Raw genomic sequence first — 24564 nt, 5'->3', positions numbered from 1 at the left:
AACTATTGTGTATTAAATTTTGAAGATATATTTAGCAAATCCGAGGGGTTTTTGTGCAGGAGTTGATCGCGCTATCGAGATTGTTGAGCGTGCCATTGAAAAACATGGACCTCCAATCTACGTTCGTCACGAAGTAGTCCATAATAAATATGTTGTAAAGAACCTTAAAAATAAAGGGGCTATATTTGTTGATGAAATTTCTGAGGTTCCAAGTGGGAGTGTGGTCATTTATAGTGCACATGGCGTATCGCAAGCTGTTAGAAAAGAGACTAATGGTATCTCCGCTATCATCTATGATGCTACTTGTCCACTCGTTACAAAAGTACATAAAGAGGTAACACGTCGCCAAAAATATAATCATCAGGTTATTCTTATTGGACATGCTGGGCATCCCGAAGTAGAAGGAACTCTTGGGCAGGCAACTGAAAATAATAATATCACCTTGGTTGAATCAATAAGTGACGTTGAGAAAATAGATCTGCAAAAAGACAGAGATATTTCTTTCACAACTCAAACTACCCTATCAGTCGATGATACAAATGAGATTGTAGATGCCTTGAAAGTAAAATTTCCTAATATTCAGTCCCCTAAAAAGAGTGATATTTGCTACGCAACTCAAAACCGTCAAGACTCAGTTAAAGAGGTCATTAAGCATTCTCAAATCCTTATTGTAATTGGGTCAAAAAATTCTTCAAATTCAAATCGCCTTAAAGAAATTGCTGATAATAAAGGTAAACCATCTTATTTAATTGATAGTCCTGAGGATATTGATATTGAATGGCTTGATGGTATTAGTTCTATTGGCATAACTGCAGGAGCATCAGCGCCTGAGATATTGGTTCAGGAGGTTGTTTCATTTCTAGTGTCTAATGGTGGATCTGAAGTTATCGAGCTCGGTGGTACAGAAGAGTCTGTGAGTTTTCCAATTCCAGCTCTACTCAAAGTATAAATTATTTATTAATCAATTTGGAGTTCTAAGTTAATGAAAAAATATGATATTTATGGCATTGGCGCAGCTATTGTTGATACAGAAGTTATTGTGAGTGACTCATTTCTAAGTGATAACGAAATTGGTAAAGGCCTAATGACACTTGTTGATGAAGAGCGACAAAAATATCTGATTGACTCTCTAACAACACAGCGCATCCCTGTGAAGATGAGTTGTGGTGGCTCTGCCTGTAATTCTGTTGTAGCTGCCAGTCAGTTTGGCTCTGCTACATTCTTTTCGGGTAAAGTTGCAGATGATGAGGTCGGTGTTTTCTTTGCTAAAGACCTCAACAAATCTGGCGTTGAATTTCATCAGGTAGAGCCTTCAAATGGGGTAACAGGCAAGTGCCTCGTTATGGTTACGCCAGACGCCGAAAGAACTATGAATACAAATTTAGGAGCAAGCCTTGAGCTTTCTTATCGAGAAGTTGATGAAAAAGCTTTAGCAAGCTCAGACTGGCTATACATAGAAGGCTATGTAGTCACTGATGATCAAAGAACTGCAGTTGCAAGAGATGCTATGAAATTTGCTAAACAAAATGGAGTTAAAACTTCTTTAAGCCTTTCTGATCCATTTGTGGTAGAAGTTTTTTCTGAAAATATTAAAACTATTATTGGCGATGATGGTCTTGATCTCATCTTCTGTAATGGGGATGAGGCCAGAAGTTTCACTGGGACACACACAATTGAGGCTGCAGCAGAGGAGTTAAAAAAATATGCAAAGACTTTTGCAATTACTAGGGGACCTGGTGGATCCTTAGTTTTTGATGGAACTCGTCTAATACAAACTGCTGGGGTAATGGCAAGTGCAGTCGATACGAATGGTGCAGGGGATATGTTTGCAGGCTCTTTTTTGTTTGCTTTAGGTCAGGGCAAGGACTTTGGTTGGGCTGCTGATTTTGCTAATGCCGCTTCTTCAAGGGTTGTAAGTCAATTTGGTCCAAGAATTAAAGCAATTGAGTATATTAGTCTCAAACAACAATTTAATCTCTAAATACTTGATATATTAGAAGTAAGTACTCATTGAAATTTATTGATTTTCCAGGTGTACAAAATTATTGTATACTTGCACTAAATTAATTAAGTGACGTAATTTATAATTTCTTTATATATTGCTTGAGGTAGTAAATGAAAAAAGCGGTTAACAGGTTATTCCAACTTAGACAGGCCCTTGATGAGTGTGAAAAAGAGCTTGGTTTGAGTGGTTACTCGGAAGTAGAAAGAGCAGTGTTCTCTTATATTACCTCTAATACTCATGTTACGATTACTTCAATTAAAAATGATCCATACTTCTCAAAATATTCTTTATCCACTATTAAAAGGGCAGTTCTTTTTCTAACATCAAATAGTATTATTAGCGCAAATCAATCTTCTGAAGATAAGAGGGAGATGATTTTGTCTTTTCAAAAATAATATTAAAATTTAGAAAATTTAGAGTAGACTTAATTTAGTATTTTTTTTATTCTGCATTAGAAATAAGTTAAATCATGCGACTTCATTTTTGCAAAAAAGCTTTTGTTTTGCTTGTAAGTTGTTTAATTTGAACTAATAAGAGTGGAGAAGTTCAAGGCCAATATAAAGGCGAGAATATAAAAAGGTGAGGGGCATCGAAACGACACCTTAAAAAGCGTAGGAGAAGACATGACTTTAAATGTTGAGAAAAGTGAGTCAACATACCATAATCTAAAAATATTTTTGCAGCCGCAAATTGTTACCTTTTTGGCTATTATATTTGCTACCTTTATTAATGGACCGTCTTATCCTTATATTGGAAACCTAATTTGGCTTCCATTAGGTGCTATGTCATTGTGTTTCTTATTGTTTGACTATAAAGTTGTTCTAGCAGCATTATTGGCAACACATTTTGCAGATGTTTGGTTTCACTCTGCGCCGATGATGATGACGCAAGATACAATAGTTCAAAATATTGCAGCTGTGATTGCGCCAATAATTGCCATTGCTAGTATGAAATTCTTTAAATTATCAAATTTTTTTGATGGGGGTAAGGTAGTTTTTCAGCACCTACTTTTCTTAGCAATTCTTACTGCTTTATTTAATACCATTAGCTCTTTCTTTATAAATTCATATATCGCATCCAAAGACGCAGCCATGGAGCAAATCAACGCGACAGTGTTTATAAAAAATTATCTAATCGGAGACCTATTAGGTTGCTTAGTCGTATTATTTTTTGCAGCACTGGTAATTGTTCCAGCTATTAAGTATTTTTCGCCCAAAAGTGTGCCAATGGTATAGCGTATTTGACTCTTTTTCATCTCCTCATTTCTTTGATTTAATCACACTAAGCGATTGCACTGAGTAGCTTGCTTATCTTTCTAATTCTTGACATGTCAGGCTCCATAGATTCATTAATAACGATAGTATTTTGATTTTTTAATTGATACTGGGTTGGTTTCGTTTGGATAAGGCCAATAATTTTGGATGCGTCGATACTATTCTTTTCATTTAAAGTAATTTCAGCTTTATCATCGTAAATATTAATTTTCAAAACACCGATATCATTTGAGTAGTTTTTTAATGAGGAGGATTCGAACAAGTTACTTGTTGAGTCTGGAAGAAGACCAAAACGGTCTATCATTTCAATCTTAAGATCTTTCAATTCTTCCTCATTATTCGCACTAGCAATTCTCTTATAGAGGATTAATCGTTCATGAACATCTGGAAGGTAGGTATCTGGAATAATGCAAGCTATACCAGGGTTAATCTCAACCTCTTCAGTAAGTGCTTCTTTAATATCTAGCTGTTTATTATTCTTAATGGCATGAATCGTTCGTTTTAATAAGTCATGATAAAGATTAAAGCCAATTTCTGAAATTTTCCCACTTTGATTTTCTCCTAATAAATCTCCTGCACCCCTTATCTCTAAATCATGATTGGCCAACATAAAGCCAGCGCCGAGTTCCTCTAATGATGCAATTGCATCAAGACGTTTCTTGGCATTTTCAGTAATAGATTGATGAGATTTTATGACGAGATATGCATATGCTTTGTGATGTGAGCGTCCAACTCTTCCTCTTAATTGGTGAAGCTGAGCAAGACCAAAATTTTGCGCATTATTTATAATGATGGTGTTTGCACTTGGGATATCTATTCCGGTCTCTATTATTGTTGTGCATACTAAGACTTGAAAGCGCTGATGATAAAAATCAGTCATTATTTGTTCAAGTTCTTTGCTTGGCATTTGACCATGAGCAATTCGAATCTTTAAATTGGGCATAAGCACTCTTAATGACTCAGCCATATTGTCTATAGAATCGATGTCATTGTGAACAACAAAGATTTGACCGCCTCTATGAATCTCTCTAGAGCATGCTTCAACTATTGTATTGTCATTCCACTGATCTACAAAAGTCTGAATTGCTGTTCTTTTTGCAGGAGGTGAGGCAATAATTGAAAGTTCCTTTAAAGATCCTAGGGCCATATTTAAGGAGCGTGGTATAGGGGTTGCAGTCATTGTTAATATGTCACTTTGACCACGGATTTTTTTTAATGATTCTTTTTGTTTAACGCCAAATCGATGCTCTTCATCAATAATAATAAGTCCTAATTTTTGATATTTAATGTCACCTTGGATCAGTTTATGAGTTCCTATAATAATATCAATTTTTCCTTCCTTTAGATTCAGCTTGATTTGTTTTTGTTCTCTCGCATCTTGGAATCTAGATAAAGATTTAATAACAATGGGAAATTTTGAAAAACGATCATTAAAAGTTTGGAAATGCTGATTAGCTAATAGGGTTGTGGGTACTAGAATGGCTACTTGCTTTCCAGATTCAACTGCTAGAAAAGCTGCCCTCATTGCAATTTCAGTTTTCCCAAAACCGACATCACCACAAACTAATCGATCCATTGGCCTATCAGACTGCATATCAAGTAGAACATCATCCATTGTTTTAAGCTGATCAGGTGTTTCTTCAAATTTAAAACTTGAGACAAAAGAACTATAAGAGTCATTGGGAGCTGGATAAGAAAATCCTTTTTGAGATTGTCTCTTAGCATAGATTTCTAGTAGCTCGGCTGCCACATCATAGAGTGCTTCAGCTGCTTTTCTTTTTGCTTTTATCCATTGCTGGCTTCCAAGTTTGTGAAGAGGTGCGTGATCAGAGCTCACACCAGAATATCTTGAGATCAAATTAAGGCTGGTTATTGGAACCATTAATTTTGATCCATTTGCATACTCTAGAGAGAGAAAGTCTTGTTGATTTTCATCAAAACTTCTGCTTTCAAGTCCTAGGTATCGCCCCACTCCATAGTGTTCATGTACAACTGGATCTCCAAGTTTAATTTCAACTAAACTTTTTATCGCTTCATCAAAATCTTTATGTTTAGCTCGCCGTCTACGCCTTTGCTTAATAGCATCCTTACCGAATAAATTATTCTCAGAAATGATTGCTATTTTTTTAAATACAACACCTTCGTTGAGACTTGCACTTGTAATACAGAGTTTTGAGCTGTGATTAATAAAATCAATCCAATCAGAACATTGAGTGGGATTCAGTTTATATGACGATAACAAATCTACTAAAACGCTCTGTCTTCCATCCGATTCGCATACAATTAAGACCCTTCCCTCAAAACCCTCAATAAATTTGATTAATTTGTTAAGTGGGTTTTTTGCTTGAGCTTCAATTTTGAGGGGTGGGAGTATTGAGGATGTAAAATTAAGGCCTGTCTTCTGCTGTATTTTTGAAGTCTGTATTTGTATTAGTTTTTTTTCATTGAGTGAACTAAAAAAATCATTACTATCCACGAAAACTTTATTGATTGGAAGGGGAAGTCTTTCCAGTGAACTTTGACAATAATTAAACCTTGATAATAATTCAATACTCTGATTTTCTAGTAACTCATCAAGCCCTTTTTGATAAACAATCATTGAGTTATTAGGAATGTAATCAAACAAAGTATTTGTTCCATTAAAGAATAATGGCAAATAGAACTCAATTCCTCCAGGGTATCTTCCTTCACTGACTTCTGTATATATAAAGCCATCAGTATTTCCAAACTCAGACAGATAGTTTTCCTTGAATATATTAATGCTGGCACTATCGGAAGCAAATTCTCTAGCTGGCAAAAGGTGAATTTCCTCAATCACCTCTATAGATCTTTGGGTGGATGGATCGAAGGACCTTATAGAATCAATCTCATTATCAAAAAGGTCAATTCTGAATGGATTTGCTGCGCCCATAGGGTACAGATCTATCAGTGCGCCTTTTATGGAAAACTCTCCTGGCTCCATTACAGTTGTTACTCTTCTATATCCAATTTTAATTAAGCTTTCAACAAATGAATCAATCTCAAGACTCTGTCGAGTCTTTAAATTTAGGCTGTACTGATTAATGTATTCCTTTGGGCACAATCTTTGGGAGAGCGTTTCAAGTGTTGTAACAACAATTGCACTGTCGATAGATAATAATTTGGATAAGGTATGAATCCTTGATGAAATAATGTCAGGATGAGGTGAGAAGTGATCAAAAGCTAACACTTCCCAGCTATCAAAATCTAATATATCTATAGATGTTCTAAAAAATAAAAGCGCTTTTTTAATTTCATCATGATGTGCAATGTCTCTCGCAATATAGAGAACAACACATTGATTTGATTCTGCAAGCTCTATAAGTGCAAGAGCTTCTGAGGACCCAAATAATGATCCCCAATAATTTTTTTTTAAGTCAGAGGAAAATGACCCAGATTCTTGCGGATAGACAATACTCATAAGACGTGAACATTTTCCTTTGCGAGCATATTTATTAATTGAATTGTTGGCAAACCAATAAGACTGTTAGGGTCATCACCCGCCATACTGTTAAATAATGCTATACCAAGACCTTCGGACTTAAAGCTGCCAGCACAATTGAGAGTATCCTCTTTAGATAAATAATTTAAGATTTGACTATCTGAAAGTATCTTAAAATTTACTTTGTAATATTCAACATGAAGCTGCATTTCTGAGGTGTCTGTATTCAGGAGCGCTAATCCTGTGAGAAAGTTTACATTCCTTCCAGAGCTTTTTTTTAATTGTAAGAAAGCATTCTCATGAGTACCAGGCTTAGTTAAAATTTCATCTGCTCCATTTTCGCCAGAATCAAAAGTGGCGACTTGATCTGAGGCAATAATTAGACCTGAATGAGTTTTAGCTACTTCTAGAGCTTTTTCTTTAGAAAGGCGAACAACTAAATCAAATGGAGACTCGTTGTCTTTTCTCATTTCATCAATCTCTGGAGCAATGACATCGAAAGGCAAACCTAGTTTATCTAGAATAGCTCTTCTGAATGGAGATGATGAGGCTAGAATGAGTGACACTGCGCGTTTAAAAATTGTAAAATAATCTAATATTTTACTTCAATCGGGCTGAATTAATGGGCTTATCAATAGTAGTTGCAATGGATAACAATGGGCTGATTGGTAAGGATAATCAACTACCATGGCACTTGCCTGCCGACTTAGCCTATTTCAAAAAAATCACAACGGGTAAATCTATATTGATGGGAAGGAAGACCTACGATTCAATTGGACGGCCATTACCCAATCGACGAAATATTGTCATTACTCGCAACACAAAAATAATAATTCCTGAATGTGAAGTTGTCTCTTCAATTGACGATGCACTTTTATTAACTGAGAATGAAAAGGAAGTTATGGTGATTGGAGGAGCAAGTTTATGCGAGCAATTACTGCCAAAGGTTAACCGTCTTTACATCACTAGGATTGACTCTGAGTTTGAGGGCGATATCTATTTCCCAACTTATGACGTTTCAAGTTGGCACCAAGTTAGCGCTGAGTCTCACCCAAAGGATATTGCAAATAACTACTCCTATCATTTTATTGTATTAGAGAGAAATTCTTGAACAAGCTAATTATTCTAAGTTTAGCCATTCTTTTTTTATCGGGCTGCGTTTTTACCAAAGTAGTCACGGTGCCTATGAGAGTTACAGGCGCTGTTATTTCAGTCATTCCAGTTGTGGGTGATGGGGTTGATAGTATTTTAGGGACTAGCGCCGATGTAATCGACGCAATACCTATTTAAATTGCCTTTAGGTGTTGTTTGTCTTGGGCAGCCAGAACTTCTTTTAAGGCTTTCGGCATAACCTTCACAAAGCAAAGTATCTCTTCATCCCAGTTATTTAATATTTGGCCAGCGATTTTTGAGCCTGTATATCTGTAATGCTTCTTTGTAAGTTCAAACAGCTCTGAAACAGATGCTTTATCCATAGGATCAAAATCAATCATTGAGGCATTAGCTCTGCCTTCAAGTGTTTTATTTGGATTATAAACATAAGCAATACCTCCACTCATGCCTGCTCCAAAGTTTCGACCAACCTCTCCTAGAATAACTGCTCTTCCTCCAGTCATGTATTCACATCCATGATCACCAATTCCTTCAACAACAGCAACTAATCCAGAGTTTCGAACACAGAATCGTTCTGCCACTTGACCCGAGAGATATAATTCACCACCGGTGGCGCCATAGCCGCACACATTGCCTGCAATAATTTCGTTCTGGGATGAAAATGTTGAATCTTTGGGAGGATAAACGATGACACGGCCACCAGAGAGTCCTTTTCCAACATAGTCATTAGCATCACCCTCTACAGTAAGCGTAATTCCATTCGCAAGAAAGGCTCCGAAAGACTGGCCAGCTGACCCTTTAAAATTGATATGAATTGAATCTTCTTTAAGGTTGTTGCCATTCCTATATTTAACAACATGGGAAGATAGCATTGCACCAACCGCCCTATCAACGTTTGAAATAACAGAGTCAAATTTAACTGGAACATCTTTCTCAATTGCCTCTTTTGATTTGACAATTAAATCAATATCCAGTTGTTCTTCAAGCTGATGATCTTGTTTCATAGTTTGATAGGTTCCGGCATCTCTATATAGATTTTCAGCTGGTGTCAGTATTGCACTCAAATCAATTGAGTCTTGCTTCCAGTGATTGATAGCTTTATTCATCTCAAGCATATCTACTCTTCCAACCATATCGGTTAGTTTAGAAAAGCCAAGTTCAGCCATAATTGTTCTTAACTCTTCGGCAACCATGAATAAGTAATTAACGACATGCTCAGGCTTGCCAGTGAATTTTTTACGCAATACTTTGTCTTGCGTCGCAATACCAACTGGACAGGTATTTAGGTGACACTTTCGCATCATAATGCAGCCAAGCGTTATTAATGGCGCCGTTGAAAAGCCAAACTCTTCTGCACCTAATAGCGCGGCAATAGCAACATCTCTTCCAGTTTTGAGTTGACCATCAGTTTGAATGACAACCCTTGAACGAAGATCATTCATGACAAGAGTTTGATGCGTTTCAGCAACTCCTAGCTCCCAAGGAAGGCCTGCGTGCTTGATTGATGTTAACGGAGAAGCTCCTGTTCCACCATCATGACCTGCAATAACGATATGGTCAGATTTGGCTTTAGTGACACCAGCTGCAACTGTTCCTACCCCAACCTCCGAAACCAATTTGACACTTATACGGGCATCTGGATTTGAGCGCTTAAGATCAAAGATGAGCTGTGAGAGGTCTTCGATAGAATATATGTCATGGTGTGGTGGAGGACTTATAAGGCCTACACCAGCAGTTGAGCATCGAATTTTTGCAATACCTTCATCAACCTTTCCACCAGGAAGCTCACCACCTTCCCCTGGCTTTGCACCTTGAGATACTTTGATTTGAAGTTCATCCGCATTATTTAAATAATCAATAGTGACTCCAAACCGACCCGAGGCAACTTGCTTGATAGCGCTGCGACGTGAATCACCATTCTTATCTGGAGTCCATCGCTTCGAGTCTTCACCACCCTCACCAGTATTGGACTTTCCACCAATACGATTCATGGCAATGGCGAGTGATTCATGAGATTCAGCTGATATTGAGCCAAAACTCATTGCACCTGTAACAAACCTCTTAACAATCTCTTTTGCGGGTTCGACTTGATTAATATCAATTGAGTTGCCATTTTTGAAAGACATGAGGCCACGGAGTGTACAATTTCTTGTGCCTTCTTCATCTGATTTTTTTGAAAATTCCCAGTACGCATTTTGATCATTTCCTCGAGCAGCCTGCTGTAAACTCGTGATAGTTTGAGGTTCCCACATATGCTTCTCGCCACCACTTCTCCAGTGATAGTGCCCAAGATTATCCAGTGACTTTGTAACAAAGGCTTTTTTATGCTGCTCTTCAGATTCTGTTTGAACCACATCAAAACCTACTCCACTAATTCGACTCGCTGTCTCAAAAAAGCATTTATGCATGATTTCATTCGATAAGCCGACTGCCTCAAAAATTTGAGCTCCTTTATATGAAGCGAGCGTTGAAATACCCATTTTTGCCATCACTTTTAGCATGCCCTTGGCAATTGCTTTTCGATATGAGTTAACGACAGCATGATCATCTTCAAGATCAATTAGTTTGTCTCTTCTTGCCTGCCATAATGCCTCAAAAGCGAGATATGGGTTAACAGCATCAGCACCAAATCCAGTCAAAAGGCAAAAGTGATGAACTTCTCTAGCCTCACCTGTTTCAACTATGATACCAACCTGTGTGCGTTTGTGATTTGCAACCAGATGACGATGAACTGCAGATGATGCCAGAAGAGCGCTGACAGCATTTCGATTAGCATTTATTTTTCTATCTGACAAGATGACAAGGCTATGACCATCATCAATGGCTTGAGTGCTTTGTCTACAAATTGAGTCAAGCATGTCACTCAAATTATGACCATTATTGATATCATAGGTAATATCTATCCTTTTACTGGTCCAGCCTCGATGGTCACAATGTTTCAGAGCCGACATTTCCTCATTGGTTAAGATGGGATGCTCAATCACGAGTCGATGAGCATTTTCCTCTATATTACTAAGTAAATTACCCTCAGGCCCAATTGCGCAACTCAAAGACATAACCACTTCCTCTCTTATTGAGTCAATAGCAGGATTTGTAACCTGGGCAAAGAGTTGTTTAAAGTAGTCGTAAATGATTCGAGATTGATCGGATAGACAAGCCAGTGCAGAGTCATTTCCCATAGATCCTACAGGATCTCTAAGCTCACTGACTAGAGGTAATAACATGAACTGAAGTGTTTCAGTGCTATAACCAAAAGCCTTAAGTCGGCTAATGAGAGTCTCAGGATAAAAACCTTTTGAGTCACCATGAATTTTTAGATCTGATAAAACTATTTGTTGATTTTTGAGCCAGTCACTGTATGGATTTTTTGATGCAAAACTATTTTTTATTTGCTCATCGTCTACCAACTGTCCTTTTTTGAAGTCAACCAGAAACATTTTTCCAGGCCTAAGCCTGCCCTTAGTTTTGACGTTATTAGTCTCCACATCAACAACACCAACTTCTGATGCCATAATGACTCTATCATCATGAGTTAGGTAGTACCTTGATGGTCTAAGACCATTTCTATCAAGAACAGCTCCAATATAGCGCCCATCAGTAAAGGCTATCGATGCAGGGCCATCCCATGGCTCCATCACATTTGAAAAATACTCATAAAAGGCTTTTTTCTCTGCACTCATTTCTTTATCATTTTGCCAAGCTTCAGGGACCATCATCAATATGGCTTCTTGAAGGGAGCGTCCATTCATCAATAAAAATTCAAGAACGTTGTCAAAGCTTCCTGAGTCAGAAACTTCAGTTTCAATAACAGGCAAGGTTTTAGATAAACTGTCACCAAAAATATCACTTTTGAGATCACCTTCTCGAGCTCTCATCCAGTTATAGTTCCCTTGACGAGTATTAATTTCACCATTATGTGCCATGAATCTGCATGGCTGCGCTCTATCCCAAGAAGGAAAGGTATTAGTTGAAAAACGAGAATGCACCATAGCTAAGTAGGTGCTAAATTTCTTATTACTGAGATCAGAATAGAATTCTAGTAACTGAGACCCCATTAACATACCCTTGTATATGATTACTCTGGTCGATAGACTGCAAATATAGAAAAGTAATGCCTGTGAGATAGACTCATCAGTTCTAATAACCTGAGAAATATTTTTTCGGATAACATAAAGAACTCCCTCAAAACTCTCTTGATTTAAGTTACCAGTGCTTTGAATGATTAACTGCTTGATATTTGGTTGAGAGTCACGAGCTGTATCACCAACATTTGCTTTTTTTGAGTCAACAGGAACATCTCTCCATCCAACCAAGGTTTGCCCCTCATCTTTGACCATTTTTTCAACCATAGACATGCAGAGATCTCTTTCTTTTTCATCTTGAGGTAGAAATATATTACCTACACCATAATTACCCGCAGTCACATCTAACCCAAAAAGGGTTTTTATCTCCTCAATAAAAAAGTCATGCGGAATGTTTGTCAGTATTCCAGCGCCATCACCGGTATTTGCCTCGCATCCACAGGCACCTCGATGATCCATACGAGTTAACATTTCCAAAGCATCTTGAGTAATTTTATGAGACGAATCACTTTTTAGATTGGCAATAAAACCAACACCACAATTCTCTTTCTCGTTGGCTGGGTGATAAAGCCCACGCGCTTTTGGCAAATGTAATTGCTTATTTTTCATAAAATTGAGATTAAAACGAATACAATCAAACCACACATCATACCTTATTTTTTATTACTTTTAAAGGCCAAATTTGCCTACTTATGTTGTTATAACAACGATTTTAAGGTAGAATCTTTTTCATTTTTGTACCGCATATGTTGGCAATTATTTCTCCATCAAAAACTCAAGATTTTTCTGAATGTAATATCGAAAAGTTTTCTCAAACAAGACAGCAAGAAAGTTCCAATGAATTAGTTAGCATTCTGAAGAATCAAAGCCAGTCTCAAATTTCAAAACTAATGTCAATCAGTGAAAAATTGTCAGCACTAAATTTTGAGCGTTTTCAAAAATTTAAAATACCTTTTACTCTTGAGAATGCAAAACAGGCCATTCTTGCTTTTAAGGGAGATGTTTATAATGGTATTGATGCTCCGTCACTATCAACAGAGGATTTGAATTTTGCTCAAGATAAGGTTCGAATGCTCTCAGGATTATATGGCGTGATTAGACCGCTTGATTTGATTCAACCTTATCGACTAGAGATGGGCACAAAGCTGAGTAATGCTAAAGGTAAGGATCTATATGATTACTGGGGGTCTGATATAAGTCATATTTTGAATGATGATGAGAATGAATTAATTGTCAATCTTGCATCCAATGAGTACTTTAAGGCAATAGATAAAAAATCACTTAACGCCAAAATATTGGATATTGTATTCAAAGAAAAAAAAGGTGATTCATACAAGGTGATTGGAATATACGCAAAAAGAGCCAGAGGATTAATGGTTAACTTTATTATCCGCAATAGGTTAAACAACCCAGAAGCACTTCAAGATTTTTCAGATGAGGGATATCGGTTTGATAAAGATCTATCGAGCGATTCAACTTGGGTTTATTTGAGAGGATAAAGCCACAATATTTATGTTGTGATGCTTGGCCTCTTTAGCCTTCACACTGGTATCATTTGCGCTCTTAATAACTGTATTGATCTTTTTTATTTTATGATTAAAGTTTATACATCACACTCTTGCTTCTACTGCACAAGAGCCAAAAACTATCTTGACAACCTAGATATAGAATACGAGACACTCAACATTCAAGAGGATAGTGATGCACGTAACTTCTTTATGAAGTCAGGTTTTAGGACAGTCCCACAAATATTTGTTAATGACACGCTTTTGGTTAAGGGTGGTTCTGATGGGTTGGTGCAAATGAGCAAAGAGGATATCCAAAATAAAGTTCTTGAGATTACAGGTTCCGAGCTCTAGAGTCCTCTAATACCAGCAATTCCCTGAGCACCAATACTTAATGCTCTATCCATCAATTTTTTATTCATTCCTCCTAAAAGAAATATAGGCGTCTTGCATTGATTAATAATGTCAGAGGCATTTTCCCAGCCTAAAACTCCAGTATTTGGATGAGAAAGTGTTTCATTAATCGGTGAGAGGCTGATGTAATCTGCAGATATATCCTCAGCATGTTTTGCTTCATTTAAATTGTGTACTGAAGCGCCAAATAATTTTTTTTCATCAAATGGCCTCTCTTTTATTTCCATCAGTTCATTGGAAGTGAGATGCCAACCATCACATGCTTCCTTAAAGCTTTTATTAGGCGTATTGAGTATAAGTTTTGCTTGATTCAGTTGACATAATGTAAAAATTTTCTCAATATAAGTATTGTTGAGAGTAGATTTGCTTCTTAGCTGAATTATTTTGATTCCATCTCTAAGGCGCTGTTTACACTGATTAATGACTAAGTCAGATTTGTGTTCATCTGGCGTAATCCAATAGCTTTTTGGAAGACAAATTCGATGGATAATTTTCCACATTGTGGGTAATAATTTATAGTCCTTTAATTTATCAATGCCACACCAGCAGAATTCTTGTCCTTCATTTCCCAGGGGGGCCCCGTCATATTTTTCAATAGAAAATACTGAAAGGTTAATTGTCTTTTGAGGATATTGATGCTCAATTGTTTGAATTAGATGGTGATTCTTTACAGTAACTCCTGTTTCCTCATAGAGCTCTCTCATAATGGCAATAGAATGACTCTCCTTATTCTCAACTTTACCCCCAGGAAGTTCCCAATACCCAGACATAAATTGATCAATTTGACGCTTTGTAATAAATATTTCATTGTTGTCGTTGCGCATCACACCAACAACAACTTCAATGCTCTTATTTTTATGACTCATCACTATTAGATATATTCATTTTGTAGTTATTTTCTATTATCACCGCTATCATGAGACCGAGGTAAAATAACTATTTTAATATTTGAGATAAAAAAGTGAGTCTTCAAGATAAAATTAATTCAATCCATTCTTTTAAAGACAGTCTTAATGGAAATCTTATAGGGATTGAGAAAGAAGGGCTGCGAGTTGCTGAAGATGGAACTATTGCGCAAACCCCTCATCCAGAGAGCTTTGGCTCTGCATTGACTCATCCAGAAATTACGACTGATTTTAGTGAGGCACTAGTTGAAATAGTTACAAAGCCAATCCAGGGCTCTCATAATGTCATTAATGAATTATCCAAAATACATCACTATGTTCAACATCACTTGCCTGAAAGTGAGCGTTTCTGGCCTGCAAGTATGCCCTGTATTCTGAGAGGGAAGACGAATATTCCTATTGCATATTATGGTGAGTCTAATATTGGAAAAATGAAAACGGTCTATCGCCGTGGGCTATCCAATCGTTACGGAAGTGTTATGCAGGCAATAGCTGGTATCCACTTCAATTATTCATTTTCAATGGATTTTTGGAATTCCTACCGTGAACTTATCGCACCCTCAAGCAAGGTTGATTCTCAAAAGTTTATGAGTCACCATTATATGTGCCTGACTAGAAATGTATTAAGGTATGGCTGGTTGGTCACCTACCTATTCGGAGCTTCTGCAACTGTTTGTAAATCATTTATGCAAGATTATCATGAGCATAATTTAGAGGAGTTTGACGACAATACATTATATCTTCCATACGCAACATCATTAAGAATGGGTGATATTGGCTATCAAAATTCTCAAGAGGATAAGAAAGGAGTTAAGGCTAACTACAATAGTTTGCGGCATTATGTTTATAGTCTGAGGGCTGCAATGCAAACAAGCTGCGATGATTGTGAAAACATTGGTGTAAAAAAACATGGTGAGTATCAACAACTGAATACCAATATTCTTCAGATTGCTAATGAGTATTATTCCTCTGTTAGGCCGAAGCCATCTGCCCATGGGAGTGATAGGCCATTGGGAGCTCTTTTAAATGAAGGAGTGGGCTACATAGAATTAAGGTCGCTTGATGTAAACCCAATGATGAAAGAAGGAATTGATGAGGAGCAAGTTCAATTTCTTGAGGCCTTTATGTTGTTTTGCCTTTTAGAAGATTCTCCCGCCGTTTCTTCTGCAGAGTTGACTGAAATTGATGTTAACGCAAATTTAGTTGCTCACAGAGGTAGAGAGCCAGGATTATCTCTATGTCATAATGGAGAAGATGTAACTTTATTAAATTGGGGTCAGTCTATTTTGGCTAGGATTAATGACTGTTCAGTGCTTTTGAGTGAGGCTCATCAAAAATCTGTTCGGAATATTTCAAAAAGAATCAATGAGCCTGATTTGACTCCTTCAGCCGAAATGCTTAATCAGATGAAGGATGAAGAAAAAGGTTTTTTTGAATATACCAATCAATTCAGTCTAAAGAACAAAGAGCTATTTAATGAAATGCCTATAACTGAAGAGTACTTTGTAGAGCTTGACAATCAAAAAATACTCTCAATTAATAAACAGCGTGAAATTGAGTCGAGTGATACATTAAGTTTCGATGATTTTTTAGCAGATTATTTCTCAAGTGATACATAAGTCAGATACCATATGTGCACTGGCAACTGCTTATGGCCAAAGTGGAATTGGTGTCATTAGGGTGACTGGACCTCTTTCAAAGTCTATTTCAAAAAAAATACTTCATCAAGATTTGCAGCCCAGGTATGCCTATTATGGCTCATTCTTTGATAACGACAATAACCTAATTGATAAAGGAGTAGCGATTGCCTTTCCTGGTCCCAATTCTTATACTGGAGAAGATGTGGTTGAGTTTCAGGGGCATGGAGGAGTCAGCGTTATTAGAAAGCTCTTAGCGACCATCATTTCACTGGATGTTAGGGTTGCTGAACCAGGTGAATTTACTAAGAGGGCGTTCTTAAATGGCAAAATGGATCTAGTGCAAGCTGAAGCAGTTCAAGATTTGATTCAATCCAGCTCTGAAGAATCTGCATTAAGTGCAGTGAGGTCATTAACTGGAGAGTTTTCAGAAAAAATCAATCAAATACTTTCAGAGTTAATCTCATTAAGAGTTTTTGTGGAGGCTACTATTGATTTTTCTGATGAAGAAATTGATTTTTTAGAGTCTCATGAAGTTTCAAGCAAGCTTCAAGATCTAAAAGTAACGCTTTTAAATATCCTAGAAAGTGCAAATCAAGGCGCAATTTTAAGAGATGGAATTCATGTGGCAATTGCGGGTAAACCAAATGCGGGTAAATCCAGTTTACTGAATTCCCTCACAAAACAGCCTAGTGCTATTGTCACCGATGTTGCTGGCACCACAAGAGATGTTCTAAAGGAAACAATCCAAATAGATGGAATGCCTATTCATATTATCGATACTGCTGGCCTGCACAATAGTGACAATATAATTGAGCAAGAGGGAATTAGGAGAGCACATACCGAAATTAATAATGCAGATGTTGTTTTGCTTGTTTATGATGCAAGTGATAAGTCCGTTGATCTATCTATACTGCCAGAATCAGTTAAAGACAAACCAAAAATCGTAATCAAAAATAAGATTGATTTAACAGGCTCTAAAACTGGGATTCAAAATATTCAAAACAACCCAGAAATATCTATCTCAGCAAAAAATGGAGATGGAATTAATATAGTTAGAAAAGCCCTTGCAGATTTTGCCGGACTAAATTCAAATACTGAGGGCGTCTTTCTGGCTCGCAAAAGGCATATCATTGCCATTAATGAAACCCTCTCGTTTATTAATAGTGCCATCAGTCAACTGGATGGAGGAGCAAGCGAACTGGTTGCTGAAGATCTTCGTCAGGCAGGAATGCATCTTGGTCAAATAACTGGTGAGTTTTCATCAGACGATCTATTGGGTCAAATCTTCTCTTCATTCTGTATTGGCAAATAGAGTACAATTGAGGGTTTTCGAGAGAAAAAAATAGGAAATTCTTGATCTTAGTAATTCTCTCTATATTGTTGATTTAAAACACTATTTTATAGACTGCTACTTTATTAATTTTAGCGCTCAAAAGTTTATTTAATAAAAAAGAGCAATATAGCTTGACGCAACAATTTGAGCATGTATAATTTCCCGCTTTCACCGCACAAATAGATCTTTTTTTGGGTGGTAGTTCTTTAACAATTTATCAAGCAACTTGTGTGGGCACTCGTGCAAGAAATTGTGCAGTGCACATAAAAAAACAAAAGCAGATAAGCTTTTAAAAAAATTGAACTATTGGTTATAAATGCCATGTGTTCTAAAAGTCAAAGATTAAACTGAAGAGTTTGATCCTGGCTCAGATTGAACGCTGGCGGTATGCTTAACACATGCAAGTCGAACGGAAACGATACTAGCTTGCTAGTAGGCGTCGAGTGGCGGACGGGTGAGTAACGCGTAGGAATCTGCCTGATAGTGGGGGATAGCCCGAAGAAATTCGGATTAATACCGCATAATCTATTCGTAGTAAAGTGGGGGACTTTCGAGCCTCACGCTATCAGATGAGCCTGCGTAAGATTAGCTTGTTGGTAGGGTAAAAGCCTACCAAGGCGACGATCTTTAGCTGGTCTGAGAGGATGATCAGCCACATCGGGACTGAGACACGGCCCGAACTCCTACGGGAGGCAGCAGTGGGGAATATTGGACAATGGGGGCAACCCTGATCCAGCAATACCGCGTGTGTGAAGAAGGCCTGAGGGTTGTAAAGCACTTTCAATTGTGAAGAAAAGTTAGCGGTTAATAACCGTTAGCCTTGACGTTAACTTTAGAAGAAGCACCGGCTAACTCCGTGCCAGCAGCCGCGGTAATACGGAGGGTGCAAGCGTTAATCGGAATTACTGGGCGTAAAGCGTGCGTAGGCGGTTTATTAAGTCAGATGTGAAAGCCCCGGGCTTAACCTGGGAACTGCATTTGAAACTGGTCAACTAGAGTATGGTAGAGGAAAGTGGAATTTCTGGTGTAGCGGTGAAATGCGTAGATATCAGAAGGAACATCAATGGCGAAGGCAGCTTTCTGGACCAATACTGACGCTGAGGTACGAAAGCGTGGGTAGCAAACAGGATTAGATACCCTGGTAGTCCACGCCGTAAACGATGATAACTAGCCGTTGGGGGGATTTACCCCTTAGTGGCGAAGCTAACGCGTTAAGTTATCCGCCTGGGGAGTACGGCCGCAAGGTTAAAACTCAAAGGAATTGACGGGGACCCGCACAAGCGGTGGAGCATGTGGTTTAATTCGATGCAACGCGAAGAACCTTACCTGGTCTTGACATCCTGCGAACTTTCTAGAAATAGATTGGTGCCTTCGGGAACGCAGTGACAGGTGCTGCATGGCTGTCGTCAGCTCGTGTCGTGAGATGTTGGGTTAAGTCCCGTAACGAGCGCAACCCCTATCCTTATTTGCCAGCACATCATGGTGGGAACTATAAGGAGACTGCCGGTGATAAACCGGAGGAAGGCGGGGACGACGTCAAGTCATCATGGCCCTTACGACCAGGGCTACACACGTGCTACAATGGGAAGGACAAAGAGCCGCGAAGCCGCGAGGTGTAGCTAATCTCATAAACCTTTTCGTAGTCCGGATTGGAGTCTGCAACTCGACTCCATGAAGTCGGAATCGCTAGTAATCGTAGATCAGAATGCTACGGTGAATACGTTCCCGGGTCTTGTACACACCGCCCGTCATACCATGGGAGTGGGTTGCACCAGAAGTGGCTAGTCTAACTTTATTGAGGACGGTCACCACGGTGTGATTCATGACTGGGGTAAAGTCGTAACAAGGTAGCCCTACCGGAAGGTGGGGCTGGATCACCTCCTTAAGAAAAGCATGAGTGTTCACACAAGTTGTTTGATAATATTAAAGTAAGAGAAAAAAGACCAATAACCCAAAGTCAATTTAATTGACATTAAGGGTCTGTAGCTCAGTTGGTTAGAGCGCACCCCTGATAAGGGTGAGGTCGGTGGTTCAAATCCACCCAGACCCACCATTTTCTGGGTTATTAGTTTTCTAATGGGGCTATAGCTCAGCTGGGAGAGCGCCTGGTTTGCATCCAGGAGGTCAGCAGTTCGATCCTGCTTAGCTCCACCATTTTTCTCTAATGAAAACTTAAGTAAGTTTTATTAATAATGCTTACTTAAGTTTTTATACCAAGCCTTGGTTTATTCCTTGGTTCGGAGCTCTTTAACAATTTGGATATGAAGTAAAGTTTGTTAAATACAATACAACGTAAAAAGGTGTATTGCATTGACACAACAATTTCAAAAAATATGGATTCTCATTGATAGATTTATCTATCATTGAAAAAATAGAATTCACCGATTGTATCGTGAGATACAGTTAGTGACTTCTCGGTGTAAAAAGAACCATTAACCCAGATACTTTGGGGTTATATGGTCAAGTGAATAAGTGCATACGACGGATGCCTTGGCAGTAGAAGGCGATGAAGGACGTGATAATCTGCGATAAGCTTCGGTTAGCTGATAATAAGCTCTAACCCGGAGATCTCCGAATGGGAAAACCCAGTGATCATAAGATCATTATCCTTAACTGAATACATAGGTTAAGGAGGCAAACCTAGGGAACTGAAACATCTAAGTACCTAGAGGAAAAGAAATCAACCGAGATTCCCTTAGTAGCGGCGAGCGAACGGGGACCAGCCCTTAAGCAATTTTTTGATTAGTAGAATGTTCTGGAAAGTTCAACGACACAGGGTGATAGTCCCGTATACGAAAATCTTTTAATTGTGAAATCGAGTAAGGCGGCGCACGTGAAACGCTGTTTGAATATGGGGGGACCACCCTCCAAGGCTAAATACTCTCTACTGACCGATAGTGAACAAGTACCGTGAGGGAAAGGCGAAAAGAACCCCGGGAGGGGAGTGAAATAGAACCTGAAATCGTATGCATACAAGCAGTGGGAGCAGACTTGTTCTGTGACTGCGTACCTTTTGTATAATGGGTCAGCGACTTACTTCTCAGTAGCAAGGTTAACCATTAGGGGAGCCGTAGGGAAACCGAGTCTTAAATGGGCGTTTAGTTGCTGGGAGTAGACCCGAAACCGGGTGATCTATCCATGGTCAGTGTGAAGGTTAGGTAAAACTAACTGGAGGCGCGAACCCACTTATGTTGAAAAATGAGGGGATGAACTGTGGATAGGGGTGAAAGGCCAAACAAACCCGGAGATAGCTGGTTCTCTCCGAAATCTATTTAGGTAGAGCGTCATGTATTACTTCTGGGGGTAGAGCACTGTTATGGCTAGCGGGTCGTCAAGACTTAGTAAACCATTGCAAACTCCGAATACCAGAAAGTATGAGCATGGCAGACACACTGCGGGTGCTAACGTCCGTAGTGGAAAGGGAAACAACCCAGACCGTCAGCTAAGGTCCCAAAATTATAGTTAAGTGGGAAACGATGTGAAAAGGCATAGACAGCCAGGAGGTTGGCTTAGAAGCAGCCATTCCTTTAAAGAGTGCGTAATAGCTCACTGGTCGAGTCGGTTTGCGCGGAAGATTTAACGGGGCTAAACTATATACCGAAGCTGCGGATCGCAATTTATTGCGATGGTAGGAGAGCGTTCTGTAAGCCGTTGAAGGTGAACTGTGAGGTTTGCTGGAGGTATCAGAAGTGCGAATGCTGACATGAGTAACGATAAAGGGGGTGAAAAACCCCCTCGCCAGAAGTCCAAGGTTTCCTACGCAACGTTAATCGGCGTAGGGTTAGTCGGCCCCTAAGGCGAGGCAGAAATGCGTAGTCGATGGGAAACGGGTTAATATTCCCGTACTTCATATAACTGCGATGGGAAGACGGAGAAGGTTAGCTCAGCAAGGCGATGGTTGTCCTTGTTCAAGCGTGTAGAAATGGTTCTTAGGAAAATCCGGGAACCTCTATTTCAAGGCGTGATAACGATCCCTCTTTTGGGAGAAGTGAGTGAGACCATGCTTCCAGGAAAATCCTCTAAGCTTCAGGTTATATGAAACCGTACCCCAAACCGACACAGGTGGACGAGATGAGAATTCTAAGGCGCTTGAGAGAACTCGGGTGAAGGAACTAGGCAAAATGACACCGTAACTTCGGGAGAAGGTGTACTCTTGTTATGTGATATCACTTGCTGATAAAGCAGAAAAGAGTTGAAAATACTAGGTGGCTGCGACTGTTTATTAAAAACACAGCACTCTGCAAACACGTAAGTGGACGTATAGGGTGTGACTCCTGCCCGGTGCTTGAAGGTTAATTGATGAGGTTAGCGCTTGCGCGAAGCTTTTGATCGAAGCCCAAGTAAACGGCGGCCGTAACTATAACGGTCCTAAGGTAGCGAAATTCCTTGTCGGGTAAGTTCCGACCTGCACGAATGGAGTAACGACGGCCACACTGTCTCCACCCGAGACTCAGTGAAATTGAAATTGCTGTTAAGATGCAGTATACCCGCGGCCAGACGGAAAGACCCCGTGCACCTTTACTACAGCTTTGCATTGAACTCTGATCCTACTTGTGTAGGATAGGTGGGAGGCTTTGAAGCTTTAACGCTAGTTAGAGTGGAGCCAACCTTGAAATACCACCCTGGTATGGTTGGGGTTCTAACCTAGGTCCGTAATCCGGATCGGGAACAATGCATGGTGGGTAGTTTGACTGGGGCGGTCTCCTCCTAAAGAGTAACGGAGGAGCGCAAAGGTATCCTCAGCACGGTCGGACATCGTGCAATGAGCGCAAAGGTAAAAGGATGCTTGACTGCGAGACTGACACGTCGAGCAGGTAGGAAACTAGGTCTTAGTGATCCGGTGGTTCTGAGTGGAAGGACCATCGCTCAACGGATAAAAGGTACGCCGGGGATAACAGGCTGATACCCCCCAAGAGTTCACATCGACGGGGGTGTTTGGCACCTCGATGTCGGCTCATCACATCCTGGGGCTGAAGCAGGTCCCAAGGGTATGGCTGTTCGCCATTTAAAGTGGTACGCGAGCTGGGTTTAGAACGTCGTGAGACAGTTCGGTCCCTATCTACCGTGGGCGTTGGAGACTTGAGGGAAGCTGTTCTTAGTACGAGAGGACCGGAATGGACACACCTCTGGTGTTTCGGTTGTCACGCCAGTGGCATTGCCGAGTAGCTATGTGTGGAAAGGATAACCGCTGAAAGCATCTAAGCGGGAAGCCCCTCCCAAGATTAGGTCTCCCTGATTATTTAATAATCCTAAAGATCCCTCGAAGACTACGAGGTTGATAGGCTAGGTGTGAAAGTGCAGCAATGTATTGAGCTAACTAGTACTAATTGATCGTGAGGCTTGACCATATAACACCCAAGATATTTGGAGATGTTGTTGTGTCAACAGGCAATATGCCTTATAGACTTTACTTTATCCATTTTGTTATACCTTTTTTGGTATAAAAACTTTTTAATTCACTTGGTCTAAGTTCCTTATTTAGTCCAGGTAAGCAGTTTGCTTAGTGATAATAGCAAGTGTGACCCACCTGATCCCATCCCGAACTCAGAAGTGAAACCACTTAGCGCCGATGGTAGTGTGGGGTCTCCCCATGTGAGAGTAGGACATTGCTAGGCTTTTATTCAAAATACCCCGACCTTTATAAAGGCGGGGTATTTTTTTGTCTGACTATTTTCTAGTAAAATAAACCAAGTTTTAATCATTAAGAACTGCCGATATGAGTAGTAAAGTAAATGTAATGAATGTTGTAGATGGGATTAGTGTGATTGATTCTGAATACTATAGTAAAGATTTCGCAGCAATATATCTCCTCAAGCAAAAAAACAAAGTTATTATTATTGAAACGGGGACTAATTATAGTGTTCCCCACGTTAAAGAAGCACTTTCTCAGATTGGTCTCAGTTTTTTAGATGTGTTATATGTTATCCCAACTCATGTTCATCTGGATCATGCTGGAGGTGCTGGCTTACTTATGATGCAATGTCAAAATGCAACCTTAGTTGTTCATCCAAGAGGGGCTCGTCATCTAATTGATCCAAGTAAGCTCGTTGCAGGGGCAAAGGCGGTCTATGGTGACAATAAATTCAAAGAATATTATGGTGAAATTTTTCCAATAGATGCCAATAGAGTAATTCAGGCAGACGATAACTTTATTTTAGATTTTGATGGAAGAGAGCTCAGATTTATTGATACTCCAGGGCATGCAAGGCACCATTTTTGCATCTGGGATAAGACAACAAAGTCGATGTTTACTGGCGACACATTTGGAATTTCCTATCGTGACCTTGACCATCAAGATGAGTTATATATTTTGCCTAGCACGAGTCCTGTCCAGTTTGATCCAGAAGCACTCATTCAAAGCATTAATCGAATTATGGAGTTCAAACCAGAAAGGGTCTGCTTAACCCACTTTTCAGCTATTAAGCCAACCAAAAAGGCTACTAATAAATTAATAGAAAGTATTCACTTTGTCAGTAATTTAGCAATCAAGTACGCAGATAAAAATGACTCAGAGTCCATCATTTATAAAAAAATGATGGATTATTTTCTTGAAGGACTTAATGAGATAGGTTTTCAAAACAATGATTATGCAAAGGATAGGTTAAGTCTTGATGTTCTAATTAATACTCAAGGTCTAATTTACTGGCAGAAAAATAGTTAAGGCCGACTCTTGAATTTAATCCTTTAATGAACATATAGATATAATATAAGTATGCGTTAGAAAACTAAATATGAAGAATCTATTACTTTATCTTAACGAGTATTTTGCGAGAGTGCCCGGTCAACTTATTCCCTATCGTAAAATAGTTCTTATAGTAGCCCTGCTATCAACT

The 24564-nt window shown here is 39.1% G+C and carries 15 protein-coding genes, 2 tRNA genes and 3 rRNA genes; 16 read left to right on the top strand and 4 right to left on the bottom strand.

Features of this window, described 5'->3' with window-relative positions; all coding sequences use genetic code 11:
• Positions 1 to 19: 19 nt before the first annotated feature.
• The 4 genes from ispH to W908_RS07785 all read left to right on the top strand — a co-directional run bounded on the left by ispH (position 20) and on the right by W908_RS07785 (position 3240).
• Positions 20 to 949, top strand: a complete 930-nt coding sequence (gene ispH / locus W908_RS07800) for a 4-hydroxy-3-methylbut-2-enyl diphosphate reductase (RefSeq protein WP_053820634.1) — start codon at positions 20 to 22, stop codon at positions 947 to 949.
• A gap of 33 nt (positions 950 to 982) precedes the next feature.
• Positions 983 to 1981: an adenosine kinase gene (locus W908_RS07795; RefSeq protein ID WP_053820633.1), complete on the top strand. Its 999-nt coding sequence runs from the start codon at positions 983 to 985 to the stop codon at positions 1979 to 1981.
• A gap of 134 nt (positions 1982 to 2115) precedes the next feature.
• On the top strand, positions 2116 to 2400 hold the full coding sequence (locus W908_RS07790) for a hypothetical protein (protein ID WP_053820632.1): 285 nt from the start codon (positions 2116 to 2118) through the stop codon (positions 2398 to 2400).
• A gap of 228 nt (positions 2401 to 2628) precedes the next feature.
• The gene (locus W908_RS07785; RefSeq protein ID WP_053820631.1) at positions 2629 to 3240 is read left to right on the top strand and encodes a hypothetical protein; all 612 of its coding nucleotides are present in this window, start codon (positions 2629 to 2631) and stop codon (positions 3238 to 3240) included.
• A 46-nt stretch (positions 3241 to 3286) separates the two neighbouring features.
• Here W908_RS07785 and mfd read toward each other — a convergent pair whose 3' ends face one another.
• Both mfd and W908_RS07775 read right to left on the bottom strand, forming a co-directional pair.
• Positions 3287 to 6718, bottom strand: a complete 3432-nt coding sequence (gene mfd, locus W908_RS07780) for a transcription-repair coupling factor (protein ID WP_053820630.1) — start codon at positions 6716 to 6718, stop codon at positions 3287 to 3289.
• Positions 6715 to 7305, bottom strand: a complete 591-nt coding sequence (locus W908_RS07775; RefSeq protein ID WP_053820629.1) for a Maf family protein — start codon at positions 7303 to 7305, stop codon at positions 6715 to 6717. The genes mfd and W908_RS07775 overlap by 4 nt, the downstream gene beginning before the upstream one ends.
• Before the next feature lie 56 nt (positions 7306 to 7361).
• On the opposite strand from W908_RS07775, the gene folA reads away from it, so the two are divergent.
• Both folA and W908_RS07765 read left to right on the top strand, forming a co-directional pair.
• Positions 7362 to 7850, top strand: a complete 489-nt coding sequence (gene folA / locus W908_RS07770) for a type 3 dihydrofolate reductase (RefSeq protein ID WP_053820628.1) — start codon at positions 7362 to 7364, stop codon at positions 7848 to 7850.
• Positions 7847 to 8029 carry a DUF6726 family protein gene (locus tag W908_RS07765; protein ID WP_020023777.1) on the top strand — a complete coding sequence of 61 codons (183 nt, stop codon included), beginning with the start codon at positions 7847 to 7849 and terminating at the stop codon, positions 8027 to 8029. Before folA ends, W908_RS07765 begins: the two co-directional genes overlap by 4 nt.
• Here W908_RS07765 and gltB read toward each other — a convergent pair.
• Positions 8026 to 12543 carry a glutamate synthase large subunit gene (gene gltB / locus W908_RS07760; protein WP_053820627.1) on the bottom strand — a complete coding sequence of 1506 codons (4518 nt, stop codon included), beginning with the start codon at positions 12541 to 12543 and terminating at the stop codon, positions 8026 to 8028. The two genes, W908_RS07765 and gltB, sit on opposite strands and share 4 nt — an antisense overlap.
• Before the next feature lie 137 nt (positions 12544 to 12680).
• Between gltB and yaaA the strand changes: the two genes are divergently transcribed.
• Positions 12681 to 13433 (top strand): peroxide stress protein YaaA, encoded by a 753-nt coding sequence (gene yaaA, locus W908_RS07755; RefSeq protein ID WP_020023775.1) that lies wholly within the window; start codon positions 12681 to 12683, stop codon positions 13431 to 13433.
• Positions 13434 to 13526: 93 nt separating this feature from the next.
• On the top strand, positions 13527 to 13793 hold the full coding sequence (locus W908_RS07750; RefSeq protein ID WP_038328893.1) for a glutaredoxin family protein: 267 nt from the start codon (positions 13527 to 13529) through the stop codon (positions 13791 to 13793).
• Here W908_RS07750 and W908_RS07745 read toward each other — a convergent pair.
• Positions 13790 to 14719, bottom strand: coding sequence for a Nudix family hydrolase (locus W908_RS07745; RefSeq protein ID WP_053820626.1), 930 nt, complete (start codon positions 14717 to 14719; stop codon positions 13790 to 13792). The genes W908_RS07750 and W908_RS07745 overlap by 4 nt on opposite strands.
• A 95-nt stretch (positions 14720 to 14814) precedes the next feature.
• Between W908_RS07745 and gshA the strand changes: the two genes are divergently transcribed.
• The 8 genes from gshA (at position 14815) to W908_RS07705 (ending at position 24392) form a co-directional block, all read left to right on the top strand.
• Entirely contained in the window at positions 14815 to 16377 is a 1563-nt protein-coding gene (gene gshA / locus W908_RS07740; protein ID WP_053820625.1) for a glutamate--cysteine ligase, read from the top strand.
• Positions 16367 to 17710, top strand: a complete 1344-nt coding sequence (mnmE, locus tag W908_RS07735) for a tRNA uridine-5-carboxymethylaminomethyl(34) synthesis GTPase MnmE (protein WP_082345033.1) — start codon at positions 16367 to 16369, stop codon at positions 17708 to 17710. The genes gshA and mnmE overlap by 11 nt, the downstream gene beginning before the upstream one ends.
• 365 nt (positions 17711 to 18075) lie before the next feature.
• Positions 18076 to 19616: ribosomal RNA gene (locus W908_RS07730) — 16S ribosomal RNA — on the top strand.
• 91 nt (positions 19617 to 19707) lie between these two features.
• Positions 19708 to 19784 (top strand) — tRNA-Ile (locus tag W908_RS07725).
• Between the two features lie 25 nt (positions 19785 to 19809).
• Positions 19810 to 19885 (top strand) — tRNA-Ala (locus W908_RS07720).
• Positions 19886 to 20189: 304 nt separating this feature from the next.
• Positions 20190 to 23079 (top strand): 23S ribosomal RNA (locus tag W908_RS07715).
• Positions 23080 to 23230: 151 nt separating this feature from the next.
• Positions 23231 to 23346, top strand: a 5S ribosomal RNA gene (rrf, locus tag W908_RS07710).
• The 16S, 23S and 5S rRNA genes sit together here with 2 tRNA genes alongside, the layout of an rRNA operon.
• A 101-nt stretch (positions 23347 to 23447) precedes the next feature.
• The gene (locus tag W908_RS07705) at positions 23448 to 24392 is read left to right on the top strand and encodes an MBL fold metallo-hydrolase (RefSeq protein ID WP_236849144.1); all 945 of its coding nucleotides are present in this window, start codon (positions 23448 to 23450) and stop codon (positions 24390 to 24392) included.
• Positions 24393 to 24564: the final 172 nt, after the last annotated feature.

The sequence above is a fragment of the Candidatus Pseudothioglobus singularis PS1 genome, from assembly GCF_001281385.1.
GTDB lineage: Bacteria > Pseudomonadota > Gammaproteobacteria > PS1 > Pseudothioglobaceae > Pseudothioglobus > Pseudothioglobus singularis.
The sequence above is the reverse complement of the archived record's forward strand: the minus strand, read 5'-3'. Positions and strand labels throughout refer to the sequence as shown.